We start from the raw sequence: 23,161 nt of genomic DNA, 5'->3' as shown, positions 1-23,161 counted from the left end.
ATGAAAAAATACTTAATAGCCTGCCTCGGCAATATAGGGGCTGAATACGCCAACACACGTCATAATATAGGATTCCTTGTAGCCGATACTTTGGTGAAAGACCATAATGCTTCTTTCACGACTCAGAAGCTTGGTGACCTCGCCGAAATTAAAGTGAAAGGGCGTACCTTTATATTGTTGAAACCCTCCACGTATATGAACCTCAGTGGCAAAGCGGTACGCTACTGGATGGAAAAAGAGAACATTCCTTTGGAAAACCTTTTGGTTATTTGCGACGATTTGAATATTCCGTTTGGCACTATCCGTATCAAAGGCAAAGGTAGCGACGGAGGTCACAACGGACTTAAAGATATTCAGGCTCAACTGAACACCCAGCAATATGCGCGTTTGCGTTTTGGTATTAGCAGTAATTTTGAGTCAGGCAGGCAAATAGACTATGTACTCGGCGAATGGACTCCCGAAGAGCAAACCCTCCTCCCCGAACGCTTACAAAAATCTGCCGAAGCCGTCCTTTCTTTTGGCTTATCAGGGCTTAATATCACAATGAACACCTTTAATAACAAGTAACCCCTGACCCCTAACTATGTACACACATCACCTCATTCTCATTCTGCACCTCATTGCTGCCACCATTTGGGTAGGCGGACACTTAGTATTGGCTATCGGCTATTTGCCAAAAGCTCTTAAACGCAAAGATTTCAGCTATATAGGCAATTTCGAGAAGACTTACGAGCCTATCGGTATGCCCTCACTTGCCGTATTAGTTATCACAGGTATTTTGATGGCTTACGACTACAACGCTGGTTTCAGTTCTTGGTTTTCATTCGCTACTCCTATTGAGCGCGTAGTATCACTGAAACTCATTTGTTTGCTAACCTCTATTTGTTTTGCTATTTCGGCACAAACAAGGGTATTGCCCAAACTGCGCAAAGGTCAGCTCAACAAATTACCAGAAATGGCGGTGCATATCATCTGTGTAACATTCATTGGGGTACTAATGGTAATACTCGGCAGCTTAGTAAGAATAGGGGGATGGCAGTAAAGCATATCCCCTTTTTATTTTGTAATACTCATAATTTTCTTCTTATTCCCCTACCACACTTTCTCTCTTCTTTTTTAAACCTGTACTTGCTTATTTGTATTTAAATATGTAATATTGCCTCTGCTAATTATGTATAAAAATATTTTAAACCTCTGAATAACAAGCTATAACAACTATCTAAACATTTCCTTTACTTTAAGATAATTTTATAACGTATAGATTTTGATAAATAAACGAAAAGAAATGATAACAACCTTTTAACTATAACACCCTACCTTTGCCCCAACGAAAATAAACATTTTCCATATAACTAAAATGCCAAAATTATGGATAGATTACATTCATACAAAACCAAACTACTGATGCTCGTATGGCTCTTGGGGCTTTGTGTGGGGATACAGTCGCTATCCGCACAAACTGTCAGAGGAAAAGTAGTTGATGAGGACAATATGCCTCTAATGGGGGCTACTATCTTGGAAGTAGGTACTAAAAACGGCGTAAGTTCCGATTTCGACGGCAACTTCCAACTCAGCTTAAAGAACGGAAATGCTACCTTAGAGATATCCTATATAGGATATAAAAGTGCAAAAGTACAGGTGCAAAACCGCAACAGCATCACCGTAAAGCTCTTGCCCGAAACCACCGAACTGAAAGAAGTGGTGGTGGTGGGGTATGGTACCCAAAAGAAGGAAACCGTAACAGGTGCTATTTCTTCTGTCAAAGGAAATAAACTCGTAGAAAATGCAGTTGCCAACGTCTCCAATGCGCTGGTTGGGCGTATGCCAGGGATTACTTCCACTCAGTCCAGTGGTGAACCTGGTAGGAACGCTACCACCATTCGTATTCGCGGGGTGAGTACCTTCAATGCAAGTAGCCAAGAACCTTTGGTAGTGGTAGATGGTATCCAAAGCTCTATGAATGCCGTAAACGCAATGGATCCTTACGAAATTGAAAGTATTAACTTACTGAAAGACGCTTCGGCAACAGCTGTCTATGGTGTGAAAGGAGCTAACGGGGTGGTGGTAGTAACTACCAAAAGAGGTCGCTCTGGCGCTCCTAAGGTGAGTCTTACTTATAACTTTGGTATGAGTGAGTTGGCTACTCAGTTAGACCTGCTCAGTTCTTATGATTATGCTCGTTTCCGCAACGAAGCTATTCGTAATGACAACGACCCAAGTAACTTCGATAAACTGTTCAGTGAAAGCGGTTTCCACAACGAGTTGTGGAAGTTCAAGAACAATCGCGACTATACACCTCAAGAGGTGGAAGCGATGAACCTCACTCCTGAACAAAAACAAGCTCTGCTAAATAGCCCAGCGCTATATTATACCAGTCATAACTATTTCAAAGAAGCTTTTGGCGGGGTATCTCCTCAAACGCAATTCAACCTAAACGTATCAGGGGGAAGTGAGAAAACGCGTTATTTTACTTCTTTGGGGTATTTCTATCAAGGAGGTACTTTCAAAGAAACTAACTACCACAACGCCGATGTAAACTCTAAATATCAGCGTTACAACTTCCGCTCTAACTTCGATTTTGAACTTACCGACCGCACCAACCTCACACTCGACCTTGCTGCTGTATCTTCAAAGGTAGGAGGGATTTTAGGTAGTGAGCAAGACGGCGATGTAAACAGCGAAACAGCCCGCAAAAAGTCGATGTTAGTACACATTTTGGCGAATACTCCTTTTGCAGGTCCTGGTATTGTGGACGGACGTTTAATCGATGGATATGTAGATGGTGTAAATCCTTTAGTAGGCAAAGGGGGTACAGGTTATTCGGTGTTGTCAAGTTTACTCTGGCGACCTTATCTTACTACCTATCAAACCGACTTGAACCTAAACTTAAAACTGAAACACAAACTCGATTATATCACTCAGGGTCTTTCTATTTCGGGTACTTTTTCTTACAACGATTTGTATAGAAAAGGTGTGAAAAGAGAACGCTCTATCCCTTCGTATAGCGTAACTCGCAACCCTAAAAACCCTGCTGAACTACTCTTCTTTGGTGGCAGACTCAAACACACTACCCTTACCGACCGTTTTAAATCAAGCAAGTGGCGTCGCCTCTATTTTGAAGTAGCTATCAACTACGACCGCTCTTTCGGAAAACACAATATCACTGCCTTACTTTTGGCTAACGGACAAAAAACGTATGACCCTGGTTTTGAGTTTAACGTACCTGCTGGTATTATGGGGCTCGCAGGTAGGGTTACTTACGATTACGACCGCCGTTACCTTATTGAAGGCAATATGGGGTATAATGGTACCGAAAATTTCGCTCCTGGCAAACGCTTCGGATTCTTCCCTGCCTTCTCATTGGGTTGGGTAGTTACTAATGAAAAGTTCTTCCCTAAAAACAATATTGTTACTTATTTAAAGCTCAGAGGTTCTTATGGCGAAGTAGGAAATGACCAAGTAGGCGGTCGCCGTTTTCTATACTTGCCCAGTACTTGGGGCTATGGCTATGAAGGTTACCGCAACGATGGCTATGGTGCAGGAGGTTACTATTTCGGCAGTAGTGATGGTACTACCAAAGACCCTTTCTATACTGGTGCTTGGGAAACGCGTGTTGGGAACCCCAATGTTACTTGGGAACGCGCCAAAAAAAGCAATGCAGGTATCGACCTGAATATGTTTAAAGATAGGCTTACTATCAATGCCGATGTATTCCAAGAAAAACGCGACAACATCTTGTGGAACAGAGGTACAGTACCTGGTATTGTAGGTTCTGACCTTCCTGCGAGCAATATAGGTAAGGTAACCAATAAAGGTTACGAAATACAAGTGCACTGGGGCGACAAGATAGGCGATTTCACTTATGGTATCGGGGGGAATGTATCCTATGCTAAAAATAAAATTGACTACCGCGATGAGCCCAACAACCCTTACCCTTGGATGAATGAAACGGGTTATTCTATCGGGCAGTATAGAGGTTATCTCACCAATGGTTTCTACAACACTTGGCAAGAAGTAATGCAACGCCCTTATTCGCGTTTTGATGGCAATAAAGTACAACCTGGTGACCTCCGTTATGTAGATGTGAATGGCGATGGCGTTATCGACGAGAAAGACCGCGTGCCTATTGGTTATGCAAACTTCCCTCGTTATACCTTTGGGGCAAACCTCAATGTAGGTTACAAAGGATTTGAAATCTCAGTACTCTTCACCGGTACGGCTCAAGGTTCTATGCCTTTGGATTTCTATACGCGCAACCCTTTCTATATGGGTACAGGAGCTGCTTTCCAACATCAGTACGACGGACGTTGGACTCCTGAGAAAGCTCAAAATGGCATTACCCCTACTTTCCCACGTGCTTCTATGCGCACCGGTGATAACATCAACGGATTGTTTAGCGACTTCTGGTTGCTCTCTACCGACCATATCAAGCTGAAAAACGTAGAGGTAAGTTATCTTTTGCAAAAGAAAATGTGGTTGGATAAAGCAGGTATCTCATCGGTGAAACTATCGGTGAGTGGTAACAACCTCTATACGTGGTCTAAAATGCACGATGGTTACGACCCCGAACAACAAGATTCTAACGGCGCTGCCTCTGGATATCTCTACCCTATGACCCGCACTTATAGCGTAGGGCTCAACGTTCAATTCTAAAAAATACAACCAATGAAAAAGCTCATTTATACCACCTTAATCCTCGTCTTTTTCTCACAAGTATTTTCTTGTAAGTTAGAAGACCACTTCCTCGAAAAGAGTTTAGGAAGCGATGTGAATGTCGATTCTATCTTTTCGAGCAAACAGAAATCTCTCTCAGCTATTGCCCAAGCCTACGCGATGAGCCTGCAATCAGGTATTACCTTGCGTTACGACAATGGGCGCATTAGCGGACTGAAAGCAGGTACACTCTCTCACCTATCGGGAGAAGTGAACGATGTGAAATTCAGTTGGGAAGACACCTATAAAATTCAACGTTCTGGAATGGTAGCCAGCGACTCCGATGGCAAAGCACTTAGCTCCGATGGTTTTGTTTTCAACTACCAATCTATCCGTCAGTGCTATTTGGTGATTGAGAATATCCATAAAGTCCCCGATCTTACTGAGGTACAAAAGAAAGGTATCAAAGCCGAAATGTATACTCTCATCGCCTACCGATACGAGGAGATGTTCAAACGTTATGGCGGAGTGCCTATTATAGAGGGTACACTTTCAGTAGATTCCGACCTGAATATTCCTCGCGCTACTTTGCGCGCTACCTTAAACCACATTATTGCCCTTTGCAACAAAGCTATTAGCGACCTACCCGATAGCTACAACGCTTCGGAAAAAGGACGTGTAACCAAAGGTATCCCAATGTGTATCAAAGCCGAAGCATTGATGTACGCCGCGCGTCCGCTGTTCAATAGCAATACGCCTTATATGAGTTTGGGAGGCAATAACAACCTGATTTGTTTTGGTACACACGATGCTTCGTTGTGGCAACAAGCTATAGAGGCTAATGAGCAAGTGATACGCTGGGCAACTGCGAATGGTTATCAAATCATCAATACGGGCAACCCCTTAGCCGATTACGGTACAGCGGTAGCAACCCCTAACAACCGAGAAGTACTCCTCGCCTTTAAATCACAAAGTTTTATAGAGGCTTACAATCCTCACAGCCAACCAGGAGGAGCAAATTCTATGAGTTACTTGCAGCTTACTCAATACTACAAAACTGATGGTACTGACCAAACGTGGACGGGTGAAAATTGGGAAAGCTACGCAACTTATGTGAACAAGTGCAATGAGTTAGAAGCCCGCTTTAAAGCCTCAGCAGCGATTGCAGGACAACAAGCGTGGAACAACCCGAGCTCTCATTATTGGTCAAGTGAGAGTTTGGCAAATGCGTCTACTTGGGAAAAGAGAGCGGGCAGTGAAGGCGCAGGACGCCGTGTGAAATTCTTCTATATGGCTGATACCCGCGATTGGTTTGAATTCCCTTTGTACCGTTTGGCTGAGTTCTATTTGAATCTTGCCGAAGCCTATAACGAAGCAGGCAATCCTGCTCAGGCTTTGCAAAACCTAAATGTTATCCGCTCGCGTGCAGGGCTGCCCAATGTTACTGAAACAGGACAAGATGCTTTGCGCAAAATTGTACAAAGAGAATGGGCGGTAGAGTTCTACGAAGAAAATCACCGTTATTTCGATGTAAAACACTGGAAACTCACCGATATCGCCAATGGTATCATTGGAGGGGAAAAGAAAGGAGTAGTTTTTGAGTACGCCCCAGGAAAATCGGAAGGGTGGAATGCTTGGGATTACGCTTCTTACGCCGTGAAACCTGTCTATACAGGATATTGGGACAACAGTCAGTATTTAGAGCCTTTCCCTCAATCGGAAGTGAACAAAGGCTACTTGATACAAAACCCAGGGTACTAATAACCAATTAATAAAACAACTGAAATGAAATATAAACATAACATATTATTTTGTAGCCTTGTGGGCTGTATGCTCTGGGCAGGTGCTGTGCAGGCACAAAGCCCTCTGAACGTACCCGAAGAGCTCTCGACGCTTTCTACCTCATCAGTAAAAGGAGAACAACTCTTGAAAATGCCCACAACTAACTTTACCAACAGTTTGTTTGGGTTGCTACCTGGGCTCACTGTATTGCAAGGCGGAGGAATGGACAATGCCAGCCTAAATATCCGTGGGTTGGGTTCGTACAACTACCCTTCTGTCACCTATTTTATCGATGGTTACCAAAGTGATTTTATACTACTATCACCTTCCGAAATCGAGTCGATTACGGTTTTGAAAGATGCGGCAGCCTTAGCACCGTTTGGTATGAAAGGCGCACACGGCATCGTGTGGATTACCACCAAACGCGGTGCAGAAGGCAAGCCCGTGGTAGGGGTAGATTTCCAAACAGGCGTGCAAATGCCTACGGTACTGAGCAAACCGCTATCGGCTACCGAGTATGCCCAGCTATACAACGAGGCTTACAGTAATGATGCAGGGGCTTGGACGAGCTTTTACAATATTCCTAACGATGTGAAATACAACACCGATTGGTACGACAAAGTGCTCAAAAAGTCAGCTTTGTTTGATAGGCAAGATGTGAGCATACGCGGAGGCTCGGCTAACACCAAGTATTTTGTGCTATTAGGGCACGCTGGCAACAGTGGTTTGTACGCCTCTAAGAACGACGATTCGCATTCCAGCGGAAGATTCGACCAATATCTCGTAAAGGCAAATTTAGACTTCAGTATGCTCAAAATATTTGAAGGAAATGTAAATATCAACGGACGTATAGAAGACCGAAAATCGCCTAATTACAACGAGTATAAACTCTGGCAAAACTTGGCGAGCTACCCTAATATCATTTATCCGGCGCAAAACCCCAATGGGTCGTTTCCTGGTACAGCCATCCACCCCGATAACCCTTACGCCTCTATCCGAGCCTTAGGTATCAAAACCCTACACGACCGCACTTTAGGGGCTAATTTCAACCTAAAAGAGAAATTAGACTTCATCACCCCTGGGTTGTACATACAACAAGGCGTATCGCTCAGTTCGTGGACACGAGGCACGCGCATTGTAAGTAGAGATTACACTCGTATGTTCAATGGGGTAGCACAAACCACCCATCGCGATAGCAACTACAAAGTAAACGACGACTGGGGTACCAACCAATGGAACCGTTTGCAGTTTCTGTTGGGTGCAGGTTATGCCCGTGAGTTTGGACAAAACACTTTCCAAACAGCGGTAAATTACCTTCAATACGTTTATAATATAGACGATAATCTCAACGGAAAAGCGGTTTTGAACAACAACTACGCCTATCAGAACATCGGCGGACGTGTGTTCTACGATTGGAACAAACGCGTATCGGCTGAATTTGGTTTTGCCTTCGGTGGATCAGATAACTACAAAAAAGGCAATCGGTTTGGTTTTTATCACGCCCTTTCAGCAGCCTATCAGGTTTTCAATGAGCAACACCCTTCGGCGAATGCCAATATCAATCGGTTGAAATTGCGCGCTTCAGTAGGTAGTACCGGTAATGATGTGTACAACGAAGGGCGCTACTTATATGAACGCTATTACGGTTCTTACGGAGGAGGCGGTTTTGCCACAGGAAACGACGACCCTTCTTGGCATAGTGCTATCGGACTAAAATACGTGCCTAATGAACATATTTTTGCCGAAAAAGCCTATAAGTACAACATAGGGGTAGAAGCTAAATTCTTTAACAAATGGGATGTAATGATAGATGCTTTCCTCAACAAACACGAAGGTATTATCACCCCTGATTACAGTATTTCAAGTGTCTTTGGGGCTACCCCTCCCTATAAAAATATAGGAAAAGTAACTAACCGAGGATTTGAAGTGAGTACGCTTTACAGCAATGCAGCTGGAAAACTCACTTATAGTATAGGCGCTAATGCTTCGTATGCTAAAAACAAAATAGACTATATGGCTGAGTACGACGCTACTAGCGAGAATTCAGCTCAAACAGGCAGACCTATCGGCACACGCTTTGGCTATGAAGCTGCTGGATTTTACGACATAAACGATTTTGACAGCAATGGCAACCTGCTACCTTCACTCCCTAAACCTTCCTTTGGAAACGTTGCCCCTGGTGATGTGAAATACCGCGACCTAAATGGTGACAACCGTATAGACCCTGCCGATAAAACTGAAATAGGCAAAAGTTACCTCCCTACACTCACGTATGCTGGTACGCTCAACCTTGGTTATGAAGGATTTGACCTTGGAGTGCTTGTGCAAGGAGTACAAGGCAGAAAGGTGAATTTATTAGACGATGCACGCCAAAAAACAGTTGCTTTCGAGAACAATGGCAATGTGTATGCGATCGCCAAAAACCGCTGGGCTTACTATCCTGCACAAGGCATCGATACCCGTAGCAGCGCACAGTACCCACGTTTGTCGTTATTGAGCAACAACAATAACACCCAGCCTTCCACCTTGTGGATAAAGAAAGCTAATTACCTAAGAGTACGCTACATAGAGGTAGGTTACAGCGTTCCTAAACGAATGCTCGACGAGATAGGCGTTAGCAAATTGCGCATTTACGTAAATGCTGCCAATCCGTTTACTTTCTCATCACTGCTTACCGATTACGACTTAGACCCCGAAGTACTATCGGGTTACCCTGCCCTCAAATCGGTTACTATGGGTGTGTCTTTAAAGTTTTAAACAAATGAACTACCGAAAATATATCGCTATGTTAAAGAGTAATAAACCGAGCAGAACAATCTTTGCAGTGAGCTGCATTGCGCTGATGAGTACACTCATCGGGTGTAATGTGTTAGACACCAAAGAAGATATTTACGATACTGACGAGCAGATAAAAACCAATTACCAAGTGTTGTACGACTTTGGTTATGCTGCCTATACGCGTTTGCAAAACCGCTTTGATGCCATCGATGGCAATCTGTTTGCGGCAGTGAGCGACGAGGCTGAATATACGCTTTCGCCTTCAAACACTCAAGTTTTTAACGAAGGAAGCTGGAATAGCACCAACAACCCCGATAATACGTATGCTTACAACTACGAAGGCATACAAGCGGCTACTTATTTCTTGGAAAAATTCCCTAACTATGCTTCTTTCTTAAAGCAGAACCGCAACCTTATCACTCAAAACGACATCAATAACTACAATCGCGATGTGAAGAGCATAAGGGCTTTGCGCTTTGAAAACCGCGTGTTGCGAGCTTATTTCTATTTTGAACTACTGAAACGCTATGGAGGTGTACCTCTTGTAAAAACAAGTCTTTCCGCCGATAGTAACACGCATTTGCCTCGCAACACAGTAGACGAGGTAGTGAACTATATCGTGAGTGAAATTGATGCTTCCAAAGATAGCTTGATTACCAATTGGGGAAGAGATTTTGATATAGGCTTGGACGGGCGCATTACCAAAGGCGCTGCCTTAGCCCTCAAATCCAGAGTGTTGCTCTATGCGGCAAGTCCGTTGTACAACCCCACCAACGATGTGAACAAGTGGAAAGCAGCTGCCGAGGCTGCCAATGAGCTCCTCAGCTTAAATCTCTACAGTCTCGACAATAGCTACCGCGATTTGTTCCTTGGCGACAGAAGCGCGAAAAGCTCTGAAACCATTTTTGCTATTCGCCAAAGTGCCACCAATGATTTAGAAAGGAAAAACTACCCTATTGGCAGTGCAGGAGGTAATAGTGGCATCACGCCTTCACATAATTTGGTAAGTGCTTATGAGTACAAAGGTGCCCCCGACCCTAATGATATATACGCCAATCGCGACCCTCGACTCGGCTATACAATAGTAACCAACAACAGTCAGTGGAACGGACGTACAATGGAAATATACGCAGGTGGTGCTGACAACTACAACGCCAAAAACGCTTCACGCACAGGCTACTACCTCAAAAAGTTTTTGAACGACAATCTTGATTTAGTGCAAGATGAAAAAAGACTCCGCTCTTGGGTAGTGTTCCGTTTGGCTGAAATTTACCTCAACTATGCCGAGGCGATGAACGAAGCCTACGGACCCGATGCTAACAACGGTTATGCACTTACTGCCAAAGAGGCTATCAATTTGGTGAGAGGCAGAACGGGTGTGGAAATGCCTGCGATTACTACAGCATCAAAAGAGGAGTTCAGAGAGAAAGTAAAACACGAACGCCGTATAGAACTCGCCTTTGAAGAACACCGCTATTGGGATTTGCGCCGTTGGAAAGACGCTACTACCGTGCTCAATGAGCCACTTACGGGAGTGCAAGCTACCAAAAACGGCAATCATTTTAGCTATCAAGTAAAAGAAGTAGAAAAGCGCACTTTTACCGAAAAAATGTATTACTACCCTATTCCTCATAGCGAAATCAATAAATCTAACGGAATTGTAAAACAAAACCCAGGTTGGTAGTGTGAGCCACACGGGCAATTAGCCCTCGAACCACCGAAGGGGACAAGCTGAAAAAAAGAATATAAATAATTAGTATAAAACCTCATCGCTTTTGCGGATTCCCTCCCCCTTCCCTTGGGGGAGGGGGAGAAGGAGGGGGTGAGGACAAACTCTTATATATGAAAACAAAAAACATTACATTATTGCTACTCCTATTCGTAGCCTTCATCGCTTGTAAAAAAGACGATGTTTTCGAAGACCCCGGCATTACTACCCTTTATATGCCACAAGCCTCCTTGAACAACGGAGGTAATGAATACAATGTGCCTTTCGGCGGAAACTCCGAAAACTACACTTTCGACGAGACTACCAAGAAATTGAAAATAGTGCTCGGCGTGAAAAATTCAGGTCTCTCTACCGATGGCTTTGCTGTAAAAGTAAAAGTGGATGCACAAGCTACTAATGCTTATGTAGAAAAGTACAAAAACGACGAGAAAAAACCAGCTGTTGTACTGCCCGAAGGTTCTTACACTCTGCCTGAAAGCGCTACCATCCCTTCTGGTAAAAATGAAGAGTCTTTCTACTTAGAAGTGGATATGCAAAAACTCCTTACCGAACACGCCGATTACTACAAAAATCGCATCGCTTTGGCAGTTACTATCTATGGACACGAGAAAATTCTCGCCTCTAAAGCAACTACTATTGTAGTGATTGATGGGGCAAAATTCTTGCCTACACCTCCTGAGCCTCCTAAACCTACCTTGGAAACTATGCTCAAAAAAGATGCTTGGAAGGTGCTAAAACAAGGTATCGACGGCAAAATTACAGCCGATGCTAAGATTAATATCGTTGAGGGTAATATCCAATACTCATCTGGTAAAGTGGGCGGTAAGTTCAACCACGTGATTTACCAACCGGTAAAAGTGGAAAAAGGACAAACTTACACTTACGATATGCACGTGGAAATCAAAGGGCAAGCGTGGGGTTGGATACAAGTGTACGTAAGTGAACACGAACCCGAAGAAGGCAAAGACTTTGGCGATGGCAAGGTATTAGAGCTCCAAAACAACATCACCTCTCCTATGAGTGGTTCATTTGCGGAACTTTCATCTATCCAAGACCAAAAAACCTATACCGCTGGTAAAACCGGCACACTCTACTTTGTAATAAAGATAGGTAGCTGGGATAACAACTTTGAGGATTTAGCCCTCTCTGATATCGTATTCAAGAAAGATAATAGTCCTAAGCCTCCTAAACCTCCGGTAGAGACTAGCATCAAAAAAGACGCTTGGAAAATACTGTTGCAAGGCATCAATGGAGGTCTTTCAGAAAAAGCTGATATCACCATTACTGACGGTAATATTCATTACACTTCGGGCACCGAAGGCAAAAAGTTCAACCACGTGATCTATCAACCTATTGAAGTAAGCGGAGGTGAAACTTATACTTACGATATGACACTCACCGCCAAAGGCAAAGCGTGGGGCTGGATACAAGTGTATATAAGTCAGTGGGAACCTGAAGAAGGCAAAGACTTCAACGACGGTAAGGTGTTTGACCTATCAGGAGAAATTAAAACACCTAAAAGCGGACTGATGTCGGAATTAGCTTCAGGGGAAAAGACCTATACAGCTACTAAAACAGGTAAATTATTCTTTGTGATAAAGATAGGTAGCTGGGATAACAATTACGAAGACTTGACCTTTTCAGATATCTTTATTAAAAAAGCACCTTAATAATATTATATTCTTGGATTATTTCGATTATGTTTGTAAGGGTTATCCAAAAAGTCTCAAAATCACTTTTGCATCACTACACTTTGCCAAAGTTTCAGACTTTGGCAAAGTTCAAAAACCTGATAATCAATTACTTTTAGAGTATGTTATGTACGGGCGTTTTGCAAACGCCCCCATACCAACAACCTTTTGTAAACGTTTTTTTAATCAAATTAATACTAAACAATATGAACACACTGAAATTATTTAGTTTTCTCTCAATATTATGTGGTATTACCGCCTGCAACAAGTCAGGCGGTGATACACCTATTGAGGAGAACCCTATGCCTGAACCCCCTGCTGAATGGGTGTTAGACTTCCAAGATAACTTTGATGGCAATGCCTTAAACACCGATAATTGGGCAGTGTACGACAATGAATACCTCGAAAAAGAAGGTAAACTCAAACCCGAGAATACACGCCGTACTTATGCTATTGAAGTAAAAGATGGTTTCCTAAACTGCCTTATCGATAAAGACCCTAAACGCAATGGCTGGTTTATGACAGGCGGTATCGCTCATAAAAAGAATTACAAATATGGCAAATTTGAGTTCAGAATCCGTATGGACGAAGACCCTCATAAGTCTTCCAGCGGTTTAGGACTTACTTGGCCTGAAAGTGAAAAATGGCCTCAAGATGGCGAAAATGATATCTACGAAACTGCTCACGAAAATAACACTTGGAATACAAATATCCACTATGCAGTATCTGGTAAAGACCAACAGTATCAACAAACCTTCCGCAATTACAACAAAAGCGATTGGCACATCGTAGCAATGGAATGGGCGCCTGAGTATATCAAGATTTACATCGATAGCAAATTAGTATGGACTCTCTCCGACCCTGTGGCAATAGCCAAAGCACCTCACCACTTGTGCTTCCAAACCGAAAAAGACATTAACAAACCTTTTACCAAAGCCCTCAAACTCCAAGTAGACTGGGCTAAGGTATATAAATATGTGCCTAAAAAATAAATGACTCATCTAAACAAATTATTTTTCATTTTTATCTGTATGTTCCTATGGCTTGCCCTTCCCATCTATGGGCAAGCCACAAGGGAACATATATTGTTGGATAACCATTGGAAATTCTGTTTAGGACACGCTACCGACCCCTCCAAAGATTTGTACTACCGCGTGTATAACGACTTCTCTAAAACGCTCTCCAAAGGCATTAACTTTTCAAGTATCGACTACGACGATAGCGCGTGGCAAACCGTTGACCTCCCTCACGATTGGGCTATAACCCTCCCTTTCAGTGAAAAAGGCGATTGGTCACACGGCTATAAAGCCTTAGGCAATGCTTTCCCTGAGTGTAGTATTGGTTGGTATAGAAAAACCTTTGACCTCAGCAAAGCCGAAGCAGGCAAACGCATCGAACTGCAATTCGACGGTATTTTTAGAGACAGTCGGTGTTGGGTAAATGGCATTTATGTAGGGCATCACCTCAGCGGGTATACAGGAATAAAGTACGATATTACCGATTTGGTGCATTTTGGCAAGCCTAATGTGATTACCGTAAGGGTAGACGCTACCCAAAACGAAGGTTGGTTTTACGAAGGCGCAGGTATCTATCGGCACGTGTGGATGAACTCTTACAACTCTGTTCACTCTTCCCCCGAAGAGGTTTTCATCTATACCAAAAGCATTGGCAAACAAGCCGAAATGCACGCCGAAACTACGGTTTATAACCGAGATACAAGTCCGCAAACTTTTCAGGTGGAATGGACTATTCTTAACCGTGAAAAGAAAGTAATAGCTACTCACAAATCTGCAAATGCTACTTTTGCTCCTAACGAAAAATTAACAGTAAAGAGTAACTTCAATATTCCTAATGCACAACTCTGGGATACCGAAAATCCTTATCTGTACACCCTAATAACAAAAATCACTGCTAACGGAAAAACTACCGACCTCATTCACACCCGCTTTGGGGTGCGCACTTTTAGTTATCAACTCGACGGCTTTTACCTCAACGACAAAAAAATGAAAATAAAAGGCGTGTGCGTACATCAAGACCACGCCGGAGTAGGTACAGCTCTATTAGATGAGTTGCAGTACTATCGCGTTGGGCTACTCAAAGCGATGGGCGCCAATGCCTACCGCACTGCCCATCACCCTCACAGCCCTGTCGTGCTTCAAGCCTGCGACAGTTTGGGTTTATTAGTGATGGACGAAACCCGACTCTTAAATAGCGGACGAGAATACCGTCGACAATTTGAAGACCTTATCAAGCGCGACCGCAATCACGCTAGCGTTTTTATGTGGTGCATCGGGAATGAAGAAGAAAAAATCCAAAGCACCGAAACTGGCGAGCGCATTGCGCGTACGTTGGTGAATTTGCAACAGCATTTAGACCCTTCACGCGTGAGCACTTATGGCGCCAATGTAGGTAATGAAAGTGAAGGCGTGAGTGCTGCCATACCCGTACGAGGCTTCAATTACAACCTCTATGGGCTTACCGATTATGAGAAAGCGCACCCCAATCAACCTATCATCGGTACCGAAGTAGCCAGCACCGTGGGTACTCGAGGGGTGTATCTGCCGGAAATCGTACTTGAGAAAGCCGGCGGTTACAGTGGTCATTTTGTAGCCGATACCCTACGCGCCTATCTGCTCGACCAAGACAAGAGTTACCCCAGTTGGGCATCACAAGCACAGCAATGGTACAGCACAACGGCTAACGACCCTCGTTTTATGGGAGGTTTCGTATGGACGGGCTTCGACTATCGCGGAGAGCCTACTCCCTTTGCGTGGCCTAATATCAGTTCGCATTTTGGGGTAATGGACGTGTGTGGTTTCCCTAAGAACGTGTATTACTACTACAAAGCTCATTGGAGTGAATCGCCTGTATTGCACATAGCCCCTCATTGGAATCTGAACCTGCCCCAAAACACTGTGGTAAAAGTGTGGGTATATAGCAATACCGAAGAAGTGGAACTTTTCTTGAACGGAAAGACGCTCGGCAAACAAAAAACACCTGCTTTTGGACACTTATATTGGGAAGTACCCTACGAAAAAGGTACGCTGAAAGCCGTAGGCACTAAGAATGGAAAGCGGATTACCTCCGAAATAACTACTACCGAAAAACCCTTTGCGATTGTGCTTTCTCCTCATAAAACACAACTGAAAGCCGGTAAGCAAGATGCCGTAGTAGTGAACGTGAGTGTAGTAGATAAAAAAGGACGTGAAGTACCTAATGCCGATGCCCTTATACAGTTTCAGCTTACAGGAGATGCTCGCATTATAGGAGTAGGAAACGGCGACCCCAGTTCGCACGAGAAAGATACTTTTGCCGAAGGAGAGCGTGTAGAGCGCAAACTCTTCAATGGCAAATGCCAAGTGATTATCCGCTCAGGTGAAAGAGGTGGCAAACTGCAATTGCGCGCTACTACCAAAGGTCTAAAAGAAGCACAAATAATAGTGAAAAGTGAAGAGTGAAAAGCCTCAACCCAGCAATAATGAGCATCACTACGCTTTGTCAAAGTCAAAAACTTTGACAAAGCCTCACCCCAGCAATATCCTTATAATCAATCACTTTTATAGTATGTTGTGTAGGAAAGCCAGCGATAGCTGGGTATGTGCTGCAAACGCCCGAAACAAACGCCCAAAAATAAATTCTTGGAAGCTATTATTTTATATATCACAATTCGTGTAATTCGTAGGAGATTTAAATAAATTCTTGATTTGTAAAAAAATGTTTAACATAAAACTATCTAAAATACTGCTTTGGGGGCTTTGCTTGTGTGGAGCACTAAGCTTTTCGCAAGCAAATATAACGGTAAGCAAAACTCACCCGCGCTATTTTGAAAAAAACGGTGCGACGTGGATTCCTATTAGCACCAATTATCTACCATCGCATAATTTTGAAGAGGTAGAAAAGTACTTTAAACACTTTGCCGAGAATGGCGGAAATGCGATGCGCATCTGGATAAGTACTGAGTTCTTAGAAATAGAAGACCAAAGGGAAGGAAAATACAATCCCGAGAAGTTAGCGCGTATAGAACAGTTGCTACAACTTGCAGAAAAGTATCATATTTACCTTAAATTCACCCTGCATCACTTGCGTACTATCTCTAATAATATCTCACCTGAGGCTTCTTGGTGTAACAGCTATTCACTAGCTACCAAGTTCAAGAATGTAAGCGAGTATGTAAGTACTAAAAAAGGCAAAAAGTCCTACTTAAAACGCCTCAGAGCGATTGCTAAAAAATGCCAAAACCACCCGTATGTATATGGGTGGGAGTTGTGGAACGAAATGGATTCAGCTGTACCCGAAGCAGAGTGGCTTCCTTTTACCAAAGAGATGCTCGGCAAGGTGAAAAAATTATGTCCTAATCAGTTGGTTACCCAAACCTTAGGCAGTATGCACGCCTCTTATATGGGCGACTACTACAAGAAGTTAGCAGTAATACCTAATAACGATTTTTTGAGCATTCACCGTTATTTGGACGAGGGCGACAAGTGGCATCAATATCCTGTCGTAAAAGGAGCAATCGATTCATTAGTGAGCAATGCTGTAAATATCGGATTAGATTTTACGAAAGAAAATCCCAAACCTATTGTCATCAATGAGATTGGTGCAGTGCAACCCAACCACGCAGGACCTTCAGCGCTTTATCCTAAAGACACAGAAGGCATCTTATTACACGATTTCATTTTTGCGCCTTTCTTTTGTGGCAGTGCAGGTTCGGGCAATACTTGGCATTGGGATCATTATATCGAGCCTAACCAACTGTGGTATCACTTTGGGCGTTTCAAAAACGCTATTGAAGGAATTGACCCTATGGCAGAAGCGATGCAACCTTTTTCATTTAGCTCAATGAATGTAAATTGTTATGGCTTACAAGGAAAAACCAAGACAATTCTGTGGTGCAGAGACCTTGCTAATAATTGGAAAACAGAACTCCGCGATGGAATCCCTGCCGAGATAAAACGCAATTTCCAAATACCACTCAGCCACATCAACAACAAATATACGCATTACAGTATATACGATCCTTGGACGGATAAATGGGAACGACATATACCTATTGAAAGTAACAAGGCTTTAATTCCAGCCTTCAAACGTTCAATAGTAGTAATTTTAGAAAACCTATAGTTTATCTATGAGATATAGCAAACACATTTTTAAAACGCTTATTTCGTTACTTATGATAGGTTGCGCAACACCCGCTATCCTAAAATCTGATAATGAAAAATTCACCCAAAAGAGTTTCAGTGGCGATAAACACATAGAACAGCGCGTAGATTCGGTACTGTGTTTGATGACTCTTGAAGAAAAAATCGGACAAATGACGCAATTCTCAGCCGATTGGTCGGTTACAGGCCCTGTAATGGCTGATAAGTACCAACCTTACCTCGAAAAAGGCTTGGTAGGAAGTATTTTTAACGCTACTTCGGTTACAGGTATACGAAAATTGCAAAAAATAGCGGTAGAACAAACACGTTTGGGCATTCCTATCCTCTTTGGTCAAGATGTGATACACGGCTATAAAACTATCTTTCCCATTCCGTTAGCTGAGTCTTGCTCGTGGGATTTGGCATTGATGCACAAAACAGCTGAACTCGCTGCCTGTGAAGCTAGTGCCGATGGTATCAACTGGACGTTTGCCCCTATGGTAGATATCACCCGCGATGCTCGTTGGGGACGCGCAATGGAAGGCGCAGGCGAAGACCCTTATTTAGGAAGTCTCATTGCCGAAGCACGCGTAAAAGGATTTCAAGGAGGTGAGAATTGGCAAACGTTGAGTAGCCCTCACACGCTTTTAGCTTGTGGTAAACACTTTGCCGGCTATGGAGCTGCCGAATCAGGTAAGGACTATAATACAGCTGAACTCTCTATGCACACCTTGCGCAATGTATATTTACCTCCTTATGAGGCGACCCTAAACGCAGGGGTGGGCAGTATAATGGCTTCTTTGAACGAAATAAACGGAGTACCTGCCACCGCCGACAAGTGGTTGCTTACTGAGGTGCTTCGCAAAGAATGGGGCTTTAACGGCTTGTTAGTGAGTGATTATACAGGCATTAACGAGTTGGTACGACACGGGGTAGCCAAAGATGATAAACAAGCGGCAAACCTCTCAGCCAATGCAGGAATAGAAATGGATATGAACGGGGCAACCTTTATTAAATACCTTAGTGCCTTAGTGAAAGAAGGCAAAGTAACCGAAGCTCAAATTGATAAAGCAGTAAGACATATATTGGAAATGAAGTTCCTTTTAGGTCTTTTTGATGACCCCTACCGATACTTAGATGAAACTCGTGCCAAAGAAAATACTTTTACTGAGGAATATCTGAAAGTAGCGCGACAAGCTGTTGCTTCCTCAGTAGTACTCTTGAAAAATGAAGCTGAAGTGTTACCCATCAAAAAATATAGCGGTAAAACGATTGCTGTAATAGGACCTATGATGAACAACACAAGTGATATAAACGGCAGTTGGACGTGCTTAGGCGACGGCAAACAAAGCGTGAGTTTACTCACAGGGCTTACCGAGAAATACAAGGGTACAAACGTAAAACTCCTCTATGCCGAAGGCTGTGGTTTTACAACTATTTCAACAGAACAACTCAAAGAAGCGGTTGCTATAGCTCTCAAAGCCGATAGGGTATTAGTAGCCGTAGGAGAACAAAGTAGCTGGGCAGGAGAGTCGGCGGTGCGTTCTGACATTCGTTTGCCTCAAGCACAACGCCAATTACTCGAAGCACTAAAAGCCATAAACAAGCCTATAACTATCATTACTTTTAGCGGACGACCGCTCGACCTTTCTTGGGAAAACGAGAATGTACAAGCTATTTTGCAAGCGTGGTTCCCTGGTACGCAAGGAGGTAATGGTATTGCCGATGTGATAGCAGGCGATGTGAATCCTTCGGGACACTTAACGATGTCTTTCCCGCGCAGTGTAGGGCAAATTCCTATTTACTACAACTACAAGAGCACAGGACGACCTGTATATACAAATAATGAAGAAGTAGACCACCGCCCTCATTATAACGCAGGATATTTGGATAGTTCCATTACGCCTCTTTATCCTTTTGGTTACGGACTCAGCTATACTACCTTTGCTATTAGTAATGTACATCTGAATAAAAAAAGTTTGAAACGTTATAACGATAGCATTATAGTAAATGCCTCTGTGCAGAATACAGGAACAATCGAAGGCGAAATAGTGGTACAACTCTATACCCGACAGTTAGTAGCAAGTGTTAGTCGCCCCGTAAAGGAATTGAAAGGGTTTCAGAAAATCTCTCTCAAAGCAGGTGAAAGCAAACAAGTCCGTTTTGAACTACCTTCCGAAGCTCTTGCTTTTTACGGCATCAATGGAAAAAAGGACACTGAGCCCAGCGAGTGCTTGCTGTGGGTGGGCTTACATTCTGCCGATAATAGTAACGAACAACATTTTACAATAGAAGAATAACAAACCATAAAATAGTAAACGATTATGAGAATACAACGTACCTTATTCTTATCAGTACTTGCTTTGGCGAGTAGCCTCGGCATAGCGCAAACCCACGATTGGGAAAACTTAGCGGTAAGCAGTATCAACACCGAAAAAAGCCATAGCCACTATGAGCCGGCTGGAAAAGTACTCCTCAACGGCAATTGGCAGTTTGCCTACTTCAAGCACCCTTCACAAGTGCCTACCGATTTCTTTTTGGGCAAAGGCATTACCCAATGGGACGCTATAAAAGTACCTTCAAATTGGCAACTGCAAAGCAACCGATATGACCCTCCTGTGTTTACCAATATCAAATATCCGTTTGAAATGAATCCTCCTTACACCCCTAAGGACTATAACCCTACGGGAGTGTATAGAACGCAGTTCACGGTGCCTAGCAAGTGGAAAGGCGAGCAGGTGTTCATTCACTTTGCGGGAGTGCAATCGGCGATGGAGTTGTTCATCAATGGTAAGCAAGTGGGCTATCACGAAGATGCAATGCTACCTGCCGAGTTTAACATCACTCCTTACCTAAAAAAAGGCAAAAACGAGCTGTATGTAGAAGTCTTAAACTGGTCGGACGGCAGTTATATAGAAGACCAAGACTTTTGGCGACTCAGCGGTATTTATCGCGATGTATACCTCTTTGCTACCCCTGAGTTGCGTATGCGTGACTTTTCGGTTTATCCTCAGCTCGATGCGCAATACCGCGATGCTACCTTGCAGGTGCAAGTAGAGGTACAGAATTTAGGCGAAAAAGTAAGCGATGCCCTTGTGGTACAAACCACCCTTAAAGACAGTAAAGGCAATGTGATAGGTACCGAAAAAGCCTCTGTTGCGGATATTGCTGCGGGAAAAGAAGCTACGGTTAGTACCCAAATAGCTGTAAAAAATCCGTTGAAATGGACTGCCGAAACCCCTAACCTCTACAAACTGGAACTCAGTTTGCTCACCGCCAAAGGCAAGGTGTTACAATCGTTTACTCAAAATGTAGGTTTTAGGAAAGTTGAACTAACAAACGGATTGCTCCTTGTGAATGGCAAGCCTGTGAAGTTTAAAGGAGTGAACCGCCACGAGTTCGACCCTTATAATGGTCGCACCATCACCCGCCAATCGATGATTGACGATATTATCCTGATGAAAACGCACAACATCAATGCGGTGCGCACCTCTCACTACCCCAATCAGCCTGAGTGGTATACCCTATGCGACGAATATGGTTTATATGTGGTAGACGAAGCCAATATCGAGAGCCACGGATTGTGGGAGAGTGGCTACTACATAGGCGAACGCCCCGAATGGCAAAAGGACATTGTGGAGCGCAATGTGAATATGGTTGCTCGCGACAAGAACCACCCTTGTATCATCTATTGGTCGATGGGGAATGAATCGGGTTGGGGCAAGAATTTCGATGCGGCTTACGAGGCGATAAAAGCCCTCGACCCTCAAAAGCGCCCCGTGCACTACGAATCCAAAAATCCTGCTTATGCAGGCGTGCTCTCGCATTACGATATCATCTCTAATATGTACACCGAGCTCAACCACCTAAACAATCTCTTTACCGAAGACCCCAAACGCCCTGTGATTATCTGCGAATACGCCCATTCTATGGGTAACAGCTTAGGCAACTTCCGCAAGTATTGGGAGCTTTTTGCTACCAATGAGCGCTACCAAGGTGGTTTTACGTGGGATTGGAAAGACCAAGCGTTGCGTTGCAAAGATAAGAACGGCAAAGAGTATTGGAACATCATCAATCATATCGACAAGGCGAATGTGAACGACGGATTGGTAAATGCCACAGGCGTTCCTCAACCCGAAATGCACGAACTGAAAAAGGTATATCAGTATTTCAATGTAAAGGATATTGATATCAACACAGGTTTGGTGCTCATCAGCAATAGCAACTACTTTGTAAATAGCGATGAGGTGTATTTGCAATGGGAACTTATCGAGAATGGCAAACCTATCGCCAATGGGGTAATCAACGACTTGAACATCGCCCCTCAAAGCCAAAGAGCCCTACAAATACCTTTCAAAACAAAATTAGTACAAAATGGCAAGGAATACTTTATGAACTTCCGTTTTAAGAATAAAAAGGCAACTGCTTGGGCTTTAAAAGATTTTGAAGTAGCCAAAGAACAACTTGCCTTTCCTAACCGTGTTGAGAGAGAACTCACCAAGAACTCCGATAAAAAACTAACCTTTACTGACGAAGCGACAAACTTCACCGTAAAAGGCGACGATTTTACAGCTGTATTCAGCAAAAAAACAGGCGGTTTAAGTCAATTTACGCATAAAGGGAAAAATTTACTTTCAGAAGCGATGGTGCCTTCCTTTTGGCGTGTGCCTACCGATAACGACGAAGGTGGTTTTGAGCACTCTTATGCCTCAGCTTGGCGCAAAGCGGGATTAAAAGAAGCTGCGGTAACAGCTACCGAAATGAAAGCTACACCCATAGGGGAAACCCAACTGAAAATAGTAGCACACAACCGCATTGAAACCAAAGCGGGCAATATCAGCCAACAAGTAACTTACCTCATCAATGGCGAGGGACGTATAGATATCAGCACAAATGTGGAAGTGCCTGCCTCTGTGCCTCCTTTGGCAAGAGTGGGAATGCTCCTAACACTCGACAAGAGTTTTAACAAAGTGGAATGGTACGGCAAAGGTCCTTATGAAACTTATGCCGATAGAAAAGAATCGGCTTTTGTGGGTATTCACAGCGGTGCGGTAAAGGATATGCACTTCCCTTATGTGATGCCTTCTGAAAACGGCAACCATATCGATACCCGTTGGCTCAAACTCCTTTCGGGTACTACCGAACTATACATCAGTGCGCCTAAACTTTTTAATTTCAACGTACAAGACTATTCGGACGACGCACTGAACCAATCCAAAGAAACCCAAGAACTGCGCCGTGGAGACCACACTTATTTGCACATCGATGAGGCTCAAATGGGTGTAGGAGGAGACGACAGTTGGTCGCCACGCGTGCATAAAGAATTTTTGCTCAACCAACCGTATTATCATTACGAATTTAGCATTCAGGTAAGAAATTAGAAAATTAGC

At 43.5% G+C, this 23,161-nt stretch carries 12 protein-coding genes; all 12 read left to right on the top strand.

What is annotated here, in order from left to right; genetic code table 11:
* Nucleotides 1-567, top strand: coding sequence for an aminoacyl-tRNA hydrolase (gene pth, locus I7X29_RS13960; RefSeq protein ID WP_198475546.1), 567 nt, complete (start codon nucleotides 1-3; stop codon nucleotides 565-567).
* A 16-nt stretch (nucleotides 568-583) separates the two neighbouring features.
* Entirely contained in the window at nucleotides 584-1,042 is a 459-nt protein-coding gene (locus tag I7X29_RS13955; protein WP_198475544.1) for a CopD family protein, read from the top strand.
* Nucleotides 1,043-1,368: 326 nt separating this feature from the next.
* A complete protein-coding gene (locus I7X29_RS13950; RefSeq protein ID WP_198475542.1) occupies nucleotides 1,369-4,653 on the top strand; it encodes a SusC/RagA family TonB-linked outer membrane protein in 3,285 nt (1,094 codons plus the stop codon).
* A gap of 12 nt (nucleotides 4,654-4,665) precedes the next feature.
* Nucleotides 4,666-6,414, top strand: coding sequence for a RagB/SusD family nutrient uptake outer membrane protein (locus I7X29_RS13945; protein WP_198475540.1), 1,749 nt, complete (start codon nucleotides 4,666-4,668; stop codon nucleotides 6,412-6,414).
* A gap of 24 nt (nucleotides 6,415-6,438) precedes the next feature.
* Entirely contained in the window at nucleotides 6,439-9,192 is a 2,754-nt protein-coding gene (locus tag I7X29_RS13940; RefSeq protein ID WP_198475538.1) for a SusC/RagA family TonB-linked outer membrane protein, read from the top strand.
* 4 nt (nucleotides 9,193-9,196) lie between these two features.
* On the top strand, nucleotides 9,197-10,897 hold the full coding sequence (locus I7X29_RS13935) for a RagB/SusD family nutrient uptake outer membrane protein (RefSeq protein WP_198475536.1): 1,701 nt from the start codon (nucleotides 9,197-9,199) through the stop codon (nucleotides 10,895-10,897).
* 158 nt (nucleotides 10,898-11,055) lie between these two features.
* Complete coding sequence (locus I7X29_RS13930; protein WP_198475534.1) at nucleotides 11,056-12,612, top strand: DUF1735 domain-containing protein; 1,557 nt, start codon at nucleotides 11,056-11,058, stop codon at nucleotides 12,610-12,612.
* A 227-nt stretch (nucleotides 12,613-12,839) separates the two neighbouring features.
* Nucleotides 12,840-13,625: a glycoside hydrolase family 16 protein gene (locus I7X29_RS13925; protein WP_198475532.1), complete on the top strand. Its 786-nt coding sequence runs from the start codon at nucleotides 12,840-12,842 to the stop codon at nucleotides 13,623-13,625.
* A complete protein-coding gene (gene galA, locus I7X29_RS13920; RefSeq protein WP_198475530.1) occupies nucleotides 13,626-16,091 on the top strand; it encodes a beta-galactosidase GalA in 2,466 nt (821 codons plus the stop codon).
* Between the two features lie 256 nt (nucleotides 16,092-16,347).
* Entirely contained in the window at nucleotides 16,348-17,751 is a 1,404-nt protein-coding gene (locus I7X29_RS13915) for a cellulase family glycosylhydrolase (RefSeq protein ID WP_198475528.1), read from the top strand.
* A gap of 7 nt (nucleotides 17,752-17,758) precedes the next feature.
* Entirely contained in the window at nucleotides 17,759-20,071 is a 2,313-nt protein-coding gene (gene bglX / locus I7X29_RS13910; protein WP_198475526.1) for a beta-glucosidase BglX, read from the top strand.
* 24 nt (nucleotides 20,072-20,095) lie between these two features.
* Complete coding sequence (locus I7X29_RS13905; RefSeq protein WP_198475525.1) at nucleotides 20,096-23,152, top strand: glycoside hydrolase family 2 TIM barrel-domain containing protein; 3,057 nt, start codon at nucleotides 20,096-20,098, stop codon at nucleotides 23,150-23,152.
* The last annotated feature ends 9 nt before the right edge of the window (nucleotides 23,153-23,161 follow it).

The sequence above is a fragment of the Capnocytophaga periodontitidis genome (genome assembly GCF_016126015.1).
Classification (GTDB): domain Bacteria; phylum Bacteroidota; class Bacteroidia; order Flavobacteriales; family Flavobacteriaceae; genus Capnocytophaga; species Capnocytophaga periodontitidis.
Note: the sequence above shows the minus strand (reverse complement) of the source record. Positions and strands in the feature narration are given on the sequence as shown.